At 57.4% G+C, this 11,503-nt stretch carries 11 protein-coding genes and 2 pseudogenes; 2 read left to right on the forward strand and 11 right to left on the reverse strand.

The window, feature by feature from the left end; all coding sequences use genetic code 11:
- Positions 1–32 precede the first annotated feature (32 nt).
- Both ppnN and LJX93_RS10785 read right to left on the reverse strand, forming a co-directional pair.
- Positions 33–1,406, reverse strand: a complete 1,374-nt coding sequence (ppnN, locus tag LJX93_RS10780; protein ID WP_033697295.1) for a nucleotide 5'-monophosphate nucleosidase PpnN — start codon at positions 1,404–1,406, stop codon at positions 33–35.
- Positions 1,407–1,561: 155 nt separating this feature from the next.
- Complete coding sequence (locus LJX93_RS10785) at positions 1,562–2,623, reverse strand: YeiH family protein (protein WP_186659411.1); 1,062 nt, start codon at positions 2,621–2,623, stop codon at positions 1,562–1,564.
- Between the two features lie 112 nt (positions 2,624–2,735).
- Here LJX93_RS10785 and LJX93_RS10790 point away from each other — a divergent pair, with 112 nt between their 5' ends.
- Complete coding sequence (locus LJX93_RS10790) at positions 2,736–3,623, forward strand: LysR family transcriptional regulator (RefSeq protein WP_033697297.1); 888 nt, start codon at positions 2,736–2,738, stop codon at positions 3,621–3,623.
- Positions 3,624–3,712: 89 nt separating this feature from the next.
- On the opposite strand, the gene LJX93_RS10795 is transcribed toward LJX93_RS10790, so the two are convergent.
- The 5 genes and pseudogenes from LJX93_RS10795 to LJX93_RS10815 all read right to left on the reverse strand — a co-directional run.
- Positions 3,713–4,405: a DUF421 domain-containing protein gene (locus tag LJX93_RS10795; protein WP_033697298.1), complete on the reverse strand. Its 693-nt coding sequence runs from the start codon at positions 4,403–4,405 to the stop codon at positions 3,713–3,715.
- A gap of 12 nt (positions 4,406–4,417) precedes the next feature.
- A complete protein-coding gene (locus tag LJX93_RS10800) occupies positions 4,418–4,654 on the reverse strand; it encodes a hypothetical protein (protein ID WP_186659415.1) in 237 nt (78 codons plus the stop codon).
- Between the two features lie 81 nt (positions 4,655–4,735).
- Entirely contained in the window at positions 4,736–5,935 is a 1,200-nt protein-coding gene (gene pncB / locus LJX93_RS10805; RefSeq protein WP_227697167.1) for a nicotinate phosphoribosyltransferase, read from the reverse strand.
- Positions 5,932–6,246 (reverse strand): annotated as a pseudogene (locus LJX93_RS10810) (isochorismatase family protein); the annotation flags it as partial. The pseudogene LJX93_RS10810 and the gene pncB, both read right to left, overlap by 4 nt.
- Positions 6,247–6,448: 202 nt before the next feature.
- Positions 6,449–7,093: pseudogene (locus LJX93_RS10815) on the reverse strand (IS66 family transposase); the annotation flags it as partial.
- A 20-nt stretch (positions 7,094–7,113) separates the two neighbouring features.
- Here LJX93_RS10815 and LJX93_RS10820 point away from each other — a divergent pair.
- Positions 7,114–7,521, forward strand: a complete 408-nt coding sequence (locus LJX93_RS10820) for a reverse transcriptase/maturase family protein (RefSeq protein WP_261871932.1) — start codon at positions 7,114–7,116, stop codon at positions 7,519–7,521.
- A gap of 457 nt (positions 7,522–7,978) precedes the next feature.
- On the opposite strand, the gene LJX93_RS10825 is transcribed toward LJX93_RS10820, so the two are convergent.
- From LJX93_RS10825 to LJX93_RS10840, 4 genes are all read right to left on the reverse strand, one after another.
- Positions 7,979–8,941, reverse strand: coding sequence for a Gfo/Idh/MocA family protein (locus tag LJX93_RS10825; protein WP_186665024.1), 963 nt, complete (start codon positions 8,939–8,941; stop codon positions 7,979–7,981).
- Positions 8,942–8,950: 9 nt separating this feature from the next.
- Positions 8,951–9,883: an inositol 2-dehydrogenase gene (gene iolG, locus LJX93_RS10830; RefSeq protein ID WP_265106053.1), complete on the reverse strand. Its 933-nt coding sequence runs from the start codon at positions 9,881–9,883 to the stop codon at positions 8,951–8,953.
- A 700-nt stretch (positions 9,884–10,583) separates the two neighbouring features.
- Positions 10,584–10,850: a hydroxyacylglutathione hydrolase C-terminal domain-containing protein gene (locus LJX93_RS10835; protein ID WP_227697169.1), complete on the reverse strand. Its 267-nt coding sequence runs from the start codon at positions 10,848–10,850 to the stop codon at positions 10,584–10,586.
- Positions 10,851–11,051: 201 nt separating this feature from the next.
- Positions 11,052–11,177 carry a VOC family protein gene (locus LJX93_RS10840; RefSeq protein ID WP_227697170.1) on the reverse strand — a complete coding sequence of 42 codons (126 nt, stop codon included), beginning with the start codon at positions 11,175–11,177 and terminating at the stop codon, positions 11,052–11,054.
- Between the last annotated feature and the right edge of the window lie 326 nt (positions 11,178–11,503).

Genomic DNA, 11,503 nt, shown 5'->3' on the forward strand with positions numbered 1-11,503 from the left:
CGCTGGGGGCCGCCAAAGCGGCCCCCAAACACTCAGGTCACAACCTGATAGCAAGGCACATACGCCGCGCCACCCGGCAGTTTCATCCGGTGCTGGTCGACAAACGCCTGCAACAGGTGCCCCAGCGGCGCCAATACCGCACTGTCACCACGGATCTGGTACGGCCCGTGTTCCTCGATCAGGCGGATGCCCTTGTCCTTGACGTTGCCCGCCACAATCCCGGAAAACGCCCGGCGCAGGTTGGCGGCCAGTTCATGCGGCGGCAGCTCGCGGCGCAGGGCCAGTTCGGCCATGTTGGCATGGGTCGGGTCGAACGGATGCTGGAAGCCCTCGTCGATCTTCAGCAGCCAGTTGAAGTGGAAGGCATCGTTGCGCTCGCGGCGGAACTGCTTTACCTCCTTGAGCCCTTCGACCATCTGCCGCGCCACTTCGGCCGGGTCATCGATGATGATCTGGTAGTGGCGCTGGGCGGCGTCCCCCAGGGTGGCGCCGACGAACGCGTGCAACTGCATCAGGAACGGCTCGGCACTGCGCGGGCCGGTCAGCACCACCGGGAAGGGCAGGCCCTGGTTGTCCGGGTGCATGAGAATGCCGAGCAGGTAGAGGAACTCCTCGGCTGTACCGGCGCCGCCGGGGAAGATAATGATGCCGTGGCCGACGCGGACGAAGGCTTCCAGGCGTTTCTCGATGTCCGGCAGGATCACCAGTTCGTTGACGATCGGGTTCGGCGCCTCGGCAGCGATGATGCCCGGCTCGGTCAGGCCCAGGTAGCGGCTGCCGTGCATGCGTTGCTTGGCATGGGCGATGGTGGCGCCCTTCATCGGGCCCTTCATCACCCCAGGGCCGCAGCCGGTGCAGACGTCCAGCTTGCGAAGGCCCAGCTCGTGGCCGACCTTCTTGGTGTACTGGTATTCCTCGGTGCTGATCGAGTGGCCGCCCCAGCACACCACCATCTTCGGCTCTACGCCGGGGCGCAGGGTGCGGGCGTTGCGCAATAGGTGGAATACGTAATCGGTGATGCCCTGGGAGCTTTCCAGGTCGATGCGCTGGCTGGCCAGCTCGCTTTCGGTATAGACGATGTCGCGCAAGGCGCTGAAGAGCATTTCGCGGGTGCTGGCGATCATCTCGCCATCGACGAAGGCATCGGCTGGGGCATTCAACAGCTCCAGGCGTACGCCGCGGTCTTGCTGGTGGATGCGCACCTCGAAGTCCTTGTAGGCCTCGAGGATGGTCTTGGCATTGTCGACATGCGCGCCGGTATTGAGGATGGCCAGGGCGCACTGGCGGAACAGGGTGTAAAGGCTACCGGTACCGACTTCACTCAGTTGCTGCACTTCACGTTGCGACAGCGTCTCCAGGCTGCCTTTGGGGCTGACGGATGCATTTATGACATGGCGTTGAGGCATCTAAGTCTTTCCTGTGCGGGTAAAACATCCTTCTTTGACACCACCATACCGAGAAATGCACGCGACAACGAGGGGGCACCGTGGAAAGATTCTGCAGACGGAGTGGGCGGCTTCGCGGGTAAACCCGCGAAGCCGCCCACTCCGAGCTTGCATGTTCAGCCGAACAGTTTTTGCACCCCGAGGGTAATGGCCAGCCCACCGCCCACCAGCCACAGGTTGAGTATTGCCCCGGTAATCAGCGCCCGTGGCCCCGCCTGGCGGATCTGGCTGAAGCGCGTCTCCATGCCCAGCGCTGTCATGGCCATGGTCAGGGCAAAGGTGTCGAGCGTATTCACCACCTGGGTCACACTGCCAGGCAGCACCTGCAGCGAGTTCACCAGCACCAGCGCCAGGAAGCCGAAGGCGAACCAGGGCATGGCGATGCGCCCGTTGCCTTGCCCCTGGCCAGGCTGGCGTGCGCGGCTGATCCACAAGCCCACCACCAGCAACACCGGCACCAGCAGCATCACCCGGGTCATTTTGACGATGGTCGCAATGTGCGTAGCCTCGGGGCTGACGTTGCTCGCGGCGCCGACCACCTGGGCTACTTCATGGATAGTGCCGCCCAGGAACAGCCCGGCGCCCAGGGTATCGAGGTGCAGCCAGCCGGCATTGATCGCCAGTGGGTAGAGGAACATCGACAGGGTACCGAACAGCACCACGCTGCCGACCGCCATGGCGCTCTTGTGCGGAGCGCTGCGCAGCGCCGACTCGAAGGCCAGCACCGCAGCCGCGCCGCAAATGGCACTGCCGGCGGCGGTGAGCAGCGCGGTGTCGCGGTCCAGCTTGAGCAGCTTCATGCCACACCAGAGGCCGATCAGCAGGGTGCTGACCACCACCAGCAGCGACACCGTCAGCCCCGACCAGCCGACTTCGGCGATTTCCTGCAGGCTGACCCGCAGGCCGAAGAAGGCCACGGCGATGCGCAGCAGCCCGCGCGCCGAAAAATTGATGCCCGCCGCCCAACTGGCCGGCACGCCATCGCGCAGTGCATTGCCATACAAGGCACCGGCAACGATGCCGACGATCAAGGGGCTGATACCCAGGCTGGCGATGGCGGGCAAGGCCGCCAGCTGGGTGACGGCAAGCGCGAACAGCGCGACGAACAGGATGCCATTGAGCCGCCCTCGGGTAGAGAGGGTAGGCGTATAGGCGGGGTGGGACGGAGCCGTGGCCATGTGAGTCCTCCGGAAAAGGTGTTTCGACAAGGCCTACGTTAATCTGGTTATAAGCTTATAAAAAATCGTAATTTAGGATGTGAAGTATCCATTTTGCTGATATTTTCAATTCATGACCCCAGAACAACTGATAACGTTCGCCACGGTTGCCGAGCACGGCAACATCAGCCATGCGGCCCAGGCGTTGCACCTGTCGCAGCCGGCTGTGTCCGGGCAGCTGAAGTTGCTGCAGGAGGCGTTCGGCGAACCGCTTTATCAACGCGCCGGCCGTGGCGTGCGGCTGACAGCTGCGGGTGAGCAGCTGCTGGCCCATGCCGAGCGACTGCGCGACACCTTTCGCCAGGCGCAAGCCCTGCGCGAGGCTATGCGCGGCCTGGAGCGCGGCACACTGCGCATCGGCGCCAGTACCACCCCGGCCAGCTACCTGTTGCCGTACCTGATCGCCGACTTCCATGCACGCTACCCCGACGTGTCGGTGAGTACCTCCAATGGCAATACCGCAGAAATCGTCGCCGCGCTGGGCAGTGTCGACATCGCCCTGATCGAAGGCCCCCCCGGGCAGGAGCTGCCCCTGGGCACGGGGGTGACGCCGTGGCGTGAAGACGAGATCGTCGCCATCGTGCCCAGTGGCCATCCGTTGGCAGGTGACGAGCCGCAGACCCTGGAGGCTGTGGGGGCCTACCCCTTGGTGCTGCGCGAGAGTGGGTCAGGGGTGCGGCAGATTGTCGAACGCGCGTTTGCCCGCAGTGGCGTGGCAATGCGCGTGGGGCTGGAAATTGCTGGCGTGGAGGGGGTAAAGGAAGCGGTGCGGGCGGGGATGGGCATCGGCTTTGTGTCGGCCATGTCGATTCGCCATGAGGATGGCGCGTTGCGGCGGCTGCGGATTGCGCCGCAGCCACTGGTGAGGCGCTTTTCCATCCTGATGCCCCATGCCGCCACGCCTTCGCGGGCGGCGGCACGGTTTATGGCGTTGTGCGTTGGGGAGCTTGAAGTGGGTTAGGTCTTGCGGGCGCCCAATGCATTTCGCGCGCCGCCCGGCTTCCACGGCAGTCAATAGCGTCGGGCCAAGGTCGAGGCTGAGCACGTTGCCTAACGATTGCGTAGCGTGTCCAGCGCTGGGGACCAAACGACATGGCCACAGCGCTCACATGCGACCGAGTCGTGCGCCCCATGGTAGGTCGGAAAACCACAGCCCACGCAACAGTAAAGGCCGGCAGAAGGTGGTGAGGAGTATTGCGGACGATGCTCGAAAGGGAGCACTGACAAGCCCGCCTTGGTGTCCTCCGGCTCATAGAAATACAAACTGAGCTCACCGTCAGTTTCCAACAAGCCCAAACGTACCTGTCCCAAGTGCTCTACACCGCGCTGGCGTAGTTCCATGAAAAGTTCATTCGAGGAAATGTTCATATTGCGCAGCGAATGGATCTCGTACATTCCGTCCTTCACCACCGTTATCGGCAATCCATCAATCCAGGCTTCACACGTCTTGCTCCGCTTCATGAGGTAGACCGTACCCCGATACAGCAACAGGAGCGTCAAGAAGACCAGGGCCACCGGCAGCAGCGGAACATCCTCGTAGAAGGTCACATCGCCGGCAGCGGAGCCGAGGGTCAGAATAACGACCAGCTCGAAGCGGGAGAGCTGTTTGATTCCGCGTCGGCCACTGAATTTGAGGAAGAAGAAGACGGCTGCAAATGCGGCCAAGACCCTAAGGGCGACCTCCAGAAGAAAGGTCACAGGCAGATCGCCCAGCAGCATCCGTTGAAGGTCGAAAGATACCATTCGTTTTCCTCGTTAGCGGCCACCGCTGTGGTGAATCCACACCGCATAGGCCGATTTCAATGATTGAGGCAAGCAAGGAAGATCTCGCTTCAACGCAGCTTGGGTTTCCGGGCCTCGCACCCACTCGGTTAACCATGCGATAAGCAAAAGGCGAGTCACTGGACATGGGGCTACTTGGCGTTCGAGTTCATCTGCGATCTGAGCGAGCCCCTCTAGGGTTTCATCCAGCTTAGTGATCTGATCTTTCATGGGTTGGACTCCAATAACCGTTTCGCTTGACCGCTTCGCATACACCTCTTCCACTCTAGTAGGCGCTCACAGTGACAGGGCTCAAGCTACCTTGAACACATGCTTCAGATAAGCCACGAAGTTCTCATCCCGGCACTGCGTCTTGCCCGGGCTATCACTGATCTTCGCCACCGGCGCACCATTGCAGGCCGTCATCTTGATCACGATGTTCATCGGTACGACACCTGGGATATCGCAAGTCAGATGGGTGCCGATGCCAAAGCTAACATTGATCCGTTCATGCAGCGCGCGGTACAGGCCAAGTGCCTTGGCAAAGTCCAGCCCATCGGAAAAGATCAACGTCTTGCCCTGCGGGTCGATGCCCAGACTTTCATAGTGGGCAATGGCCTTCTCTGCCCAGGCTAGCGGGTCGCCAGAGTCGTGGCGCAAACCGTCGAACAGTTTGGCGAAGTACAAATCGAAATCGCCCATGAACGCGTCCATGGTGATGCAATCGGTCAACGCGATGCCCTGCAGCCCGCGATATTCGCGTACCCAGCAATCCAGCGCGGCCGCCTGGCTGTCGACCAGCCGCGGGCCAAGTTGCTGGTGAGCCATGAACCATTCGTGGGCCATGGTACCGATGGGCTTGAGTTGGTATTCGCGGGCCAGGTGCACGTTGCTGGTGCCGACGAAGCGGCCCGGGAAGTCGCGTTTGAGGGTGTGCACCACGGCCTCCTGAACGCGGTACGAGAAGCGCCGCCGGGTGCCGAAGTCGGCCAGTTGAAAGCCTGCCAGCTCATCGGCGCTGGCCTCGGCCTTGAGCCAGTCGAGCTTCTGGTACAGCCGCTCGCCCACCTGCTCCATCACCACCTCGCGGTAGCGATAGCGGTTGCGCACTTCGCTGATGATCGCCAGCAGCGGGATCTCGTAGAGGATCACGTGCAGCCACGGCCCACGCACGCGAATCGCCAGCTGCCCGGCGTCATCCAGGCCCACCTGCACGTAACGCAAGTTGAAGCGGAACAGGCTGAGAAAGCGGATGAAGTCTGGTTTGATGAACGGAATCTGCTCCAGATACGCCAGTTGGTCGTGGGTGACGGTGACCTCGGCCAGTTGCTCGACCTGGTAGCGGATTTCTGCCAGGTAAGGGGAGAGGTCTTCACCATTACGGCAGCGGAACTCCCATTCCACCTCGGCATTGGGGTAGTTGTGCAGCACCGCCTGCATCATGGTGATCTTGTAGAAGTCGGTGTCCAGCAGGTTCTGGATGATCCGTGGGCCGAATACGCTGTCATTCATGGGCGGTCTTCCTTGATCAACGCGAGCTGGTGGTCGAGCGCGGCCTCGTCGCCGCAGAGGATGACACCCTTGGCAGCCAGCGCCCCGCAGGCGCTGATGGCGCCTTCCTGGGTCAGGGCGCGGCAGGCGGGCAGGTACAGCAGCACCTGGAAACCGGCCTGGCGCAGTTGGCGGGCAGTGGTCTTGACGCAGTAGTCCAAAGCCAGGCCGCCGACGATGACGGCCCCCACCTGTTGCACGGTGAGGTATTCGATGACCCCGGTGGAGCGGCGTTCGGCCAAGTCGTGGTAGCAGGCGCCGTAGGGGTGCAGGAGAACACCGCCTTCAATCTAGTCACCTCACCACCTGGTGCTTCTTCGCAATCCCACCTCCTGTAGGTACCCCGATCTGGAAACCAACCCGGCGTGCCCACCGAACGACACCTTAGGTCTCTCCATCTTGACTCACCTGACGCGTACCAATGCTGGGTAAGCGATCCATGAACCCCCACCTACCGCAAGGTGAGGCCATCCTTTACCGTGGCATTTCCGGTGAACAGTTCCACGGCAACAGCGCTTCATAATCTGCCACCGACGTGGCGCAGCCACGTATAGGGCTCTTGGCCCTTGATCATGGCGGTCTCGACTAAACTGTAAAGCTGAACACTGGTGGTGGCACCCTTGGGCGTGTCGCTGAACAGCCAGGCTTTGCGGCCAATCACAAATGGCTTTATTGCGCGCTCTGCCGGGTTATTGTCGATCGGCAAATACCCAGCCTCCACATAACGCTCCAGCCGGCGTAATCGTCCGTCATCACATAGCCGCGATAACTTTCCAGCAAGCGCAACGGCACCTCCTGCGCACGGCTGGAGGTGTAGTCGAACAGCACGACTTTCCGATCCGGTGGCCCACTGGCTTGCACCCAAATCCGGGATTGGTTGGTCGGGTCTCGATCCGGTTCTTTAAGAACTTGGACGCGGGTTTCATCGCAATGGATGACCGGGCTTTCCAGCAACCGGTCGCGCATCAGATTCAGCAGTGGTTGCAGGTGCTCACCGCACTGAATCACCCCGCGCGCCATGGTCTGACATGAAATCTCGATACCGTGTCGGCTCAGCACCGTTTCAAAACGGTGCAGCGGCAAGCCATCGACACAACCACGGCAACCGTAAATAGATCGTCCAAGCCGCCGTCGTACAAGTGCTCAACGCCATCTATGAGCAGAATTTCCTTGGACTCTCATATGGGTTTCGCCCTGGTCGAGGGCAGCACGGTGCACTGAATGCTTTATCGGTAGGGATACAGACTGCTCGAGTTCGGTGGCTATTGGACGTGGATATTTGTGCGTTCTTCGACACCATTGATCACGAGTGGATGATGTGTTTCCTGCAACACCGAATTGCGGATAGACGAGTGTTAGCACTGATAGCACGATGGCTGCGCACAGGTGTTCTCGAAAACGGGAAGCGAATTTCTGCGAAGCAGGGCACACCACAAGGTAAGATCGCAAGAAGCGTGGGGAAGGAAAACCAGAAACATTCGACTTCCTCGGGTTCACGCATTTCTGTAGTCAAGCCAAGAATGGGATGTTCGAGGTCGGGCGGGTGACCATCGCCAAGCGGATGAGAGCAACACTCAAAGAGATACGCAGACAACTGCATAAGCGTAGGCACGAACCGATTCCCGTGATCGGAAAGTGGCTGCTCAAATTCAGTTGTGAAGACCGAGGGACATTGATCTCATGGCGTCTTTCAATGCAGTAGGAACACTGACGGGACTGTTGGGGCGGAAAAAGGTGATCGAAGGTCTTTTTGCAAGGATATTATATATGTCACTTTATCGGCTTCACCAGGTAGCACTGTTTGGCGCTACAAGGATGCTGTTGAAGGCATTCTCTGAGTTGCTGCAGCGTAAGACCCGACCAAGGCTCACACTGCACTAATATTGAGATGGATTGAAGCGTATGTGTAGGTTGCGGATAATTTATGGGGCAGCTGCAGTAGTGTGAGTGCTACTGCAGCAAACGTTCCGTTGGCCGGCCACTAGGGAGTGCTTCGTGTAATTCTCAGCTGAAATCGAGTTCGATAGACCTTTTTTCACTAATGGACTTTCGGGCAGCATCCATGATTACAGCGGCGTCATAAGCGTCGCTCAAAGACGAAAGTGGTGCACGCTTTCCAGTGAGGCACTCTTCAATGAAATATTTTTGGATTTGGTAAAAGCTATCCCAATATGTGCCGTCGTCCCAGAACGGAAGTCTCGCGCTCCCAAACTTTGTCGTATCCCATGGCACCACTGATGAACCATTCTTGCCGATAATTTTGAAGTACACAGACCAGGGGTCACGGCTACAATCATCTGCTGAAAAGCTGCCCCAAAGATTCGCGATGTTGCCGTTTGGATATTCTGCAATGATCATTAGCTGGTCGTGGGCTTGCGGATCTTTGAAATGGACATTAGAGCCTGTAGCGAATACTCGTTCCGGTCGGCCCAAGAAATACAGCATACAATATATGTGATGAACCATAAGTTCGCTCATGGTTAGATCAGGTGCGCCAATGTCGGCAGGGTGACGCTTGTTATAGATTGCCCAAAAGTTTACGATATCTCCGAGGTGCCCGGCGTCAATGTGTGCGCGAACACGCTGCATGGTTTCGGCGTAAACATAGTTGTGAGACGGTACGCACAATCGGTTGACACCGCGCGAAAGTATTTCCAGTTCTCGGATTTTATCGGTGCTCGTGCAAATTGGCTTTTCTATCAGTACATGCTTTCTTGCGAATAGAGCCTCTCTGGCGAAGTGGAAGTGCGTCTCTGCGTTGGTACAAATCACAACCGCATCGATGCTGTGATCATCAAGCAAGGCTTCCGGCGTCGGATAAAGTACTCCTCCAAATCGTTCTTTGAATGCTGTTGCTTTGCCCGGAGTTCTACCCCATCCGCCGACGTAGGCGGTGGAATCAATTTCATTGATTGCAGTTACATGGAGCTCTGCAACGTTACCTAGCCCAATAATGCCAATTTTCATATGCTATTCTCAATACTTGATATCGACAGGTTGGCCGGATGCTAAAGACTCAGCGGCAGCATCCGCGATCACTTGAGCAAACAACCCATCTGCGGCGTTCGGAGTAGGTGGCGTGCCATTGGAAATGCAGTGAATAAAGTGCTCCATTTCTGCAAGGTACGCAGGGCCAAATCTCTCTAGGAAAAATGGCTTGGCGACAGGCATCGTAAATCCTGAACTTGTCGCACTTTCAACTTGGCTTTCATGGACGTTTGTAACTCTCAGCATTCCTTTGGATCCATGTGCCTCGATTCTTTGGTCATAGCCATAACTAGCACGCCGTGAGTTGGAAATTTGACATATTTTTCCGGACTTTGTCATAAGAAGCGCTATAGCGGTGTCAACGTCGCCCACATCTTTAACTGCGGAGTCTACCAGCGATGACCCCGTTGCAAACACCCGAATAGGGTTTTCATTCAGTAAGAATCGTGCCAAGTCAAAATCATGGATCATCATGTCCCTGAAGATGCCGCCAGAGCCTTTCAGGTACTCGACCGGAGGTGGAGCAGGGTCTCGGGACGTGATTGTGACAGTTTCCAGTTGCCCGATTTCACCCGCAGCTAATCGTTTCTGCAACGCACCAAAATGCGGGTCGAACCGTTGATTGAACGCGGTCATAAACGGTACGCCGGCGCTGGAGACCTTTGCTAAGCATTGACGAACCCGAGCTGAGGACATGTCTATGGGCTTTTCACAGAAAATCGGCTTCCCTGCGTCTGCCAAGGCATGGATAAGGTCGAAGTGAGTCGGAGAGGGCGTGGCAATCACTACCGCATCTATGTCCTCTGCCCGAATGATTCCTTCGATAGTCCTGGCTTCAGCATTGAAGCAGCTGGCACATGTGTCAGCTGCTGCGGATATGGCGTCAGCTACCGCTACAAGCTTGGCGGATGGAATCTGCATTAGGCTTGCCGCGTGAACATTTCCGATTCGACCGCAGCCTAGAATACCTACTCTGAGCATATCGCTATCTCTATATTTAAAATTGTTGATTTGATGACGGCGGAGTTAGAGTGGCAGCGAGTGCTTAGATGGGCGAATCGTATTTTGTTATGAGTGCTGAAAGCTAAAGGTTATCAGCGGAAATGCTTGTCTTCACCAGGGACTTCCTTGCAAATAGTGGAATCGCCTAGATTTGCGAGGATTGCGCGAGCGGAATGCTGTGAATGGTGGCCAGAAATCATCCCGATTTTAATTGGCATTCCTACTATTTCGGGTTCGTTACTGATTTTGGTAACACGCAGGGAGGAAATCTGATCATCTGGTCATTTTTCAAGGCTTGGCCAGGCCGCTGTCTCAGTTTGGCACAGTTGCGTCGTCTGCGTGAGGAGAGTCTATCGATTCGGTAAGCAGATCTATCGGCTTAGCTCTAGAATATCAGAGCCAAGCAGTGATGGCGCTGACCACGCCAGACCTCAGTTCCCAATTCTAGGCTGTAGGGAATGCGCGGAACCTCAATAAGCGTCTCTCCAAAGCTACGATTTAGTAGGCACTGCCATCAACTGAGAGAAACTTTGTTTTGAGAAACATAAACAGCTTTTGGTCGAGGCCTGGTATTTGATCTATACATTGTGTCTATCATAGGTGATCTTCTTGTTGTTGTTCAGAAATTGTCTTTCCACTTACGCATCGCAGCGAAGCATGCCTCGGCTGATGTGATGGGTAGTCCCGTGTGGCGCTGGACAGCTTCAACGATGTTCGCCTCCCGTACACGCAGAAACGGGTTACAAGCCCGTTCAACGCTGATGCGGGTAGGTAAGGTGAACTGTTCGCGATTGCGGATTTCACAGACCTCAGCCAAGCGCTCGGCTATTTCATGATTGTCTGGGTCGACAGCCAAAGCAAAAAGCAGGTTGGAGGGTGTACTCATGTGCGCAGTACACTCGCGTTTGGTCTGGCAGCGCTCCAAGGCATTCGAGCGACTTCAACACCTGCAGCGGCGTCCCTCCAACAGCCGGCGCTGAATAGGGCATCCTCATCAACCAAGTGGTAGGCCAGATGCCCTGAGGTATGGCCAGGCACGGCGATCACGTTAATGGTTCGTCCCAACACTTGGATCCGATCACTATCCTTAGACGAGGGAAAAGTCGTCGAACTCAAGGCAATGGGATTCCTGCAGGTCGAACGCTTGTCCGTAGAAACGCATGGAGGCATCCAGGTCACCTACGCGGATCATGGTATGGAGGAATTTCGGCATGATCAGGCTTTCCTGGACTGTTGTTATGCAGTCAGGATGGCAGTCTGGGTCGCGGTAGAAACGGCAGTCATCTGCCGCCCTCCGCACAGATCCGTACATGCGGAACTACCACATAGCGCTCCTGGCTCGGGTATGCGACGCAAAGCGATCCTCAAAGTAAGGATCTGCCTTCTAGATCTCGGGAGGTAGGGGATCGCCAAGGCGTCCATACCGTGACCATTGAAGCCCATTACGCTTAAGGGCTTGCTGCCAAAGACGGCATACCGGCAAACGAAATCCGCCAAGAGGTATAGGTTCCCCGGTATCGCGTGGTAATTGAAGTAGCC

The organism is Pseudomonas sp. HN2-3 (assembly GCF_020691745.1).
Taxonomy (GTDB): domain Bacteria; phylum Pseudomonadota; class Gammaproteobacteria; order Pseudomonadales; family Pseudomonadaceae; genus Aquipseudomonas; species Aquipseudomonas capeferrum.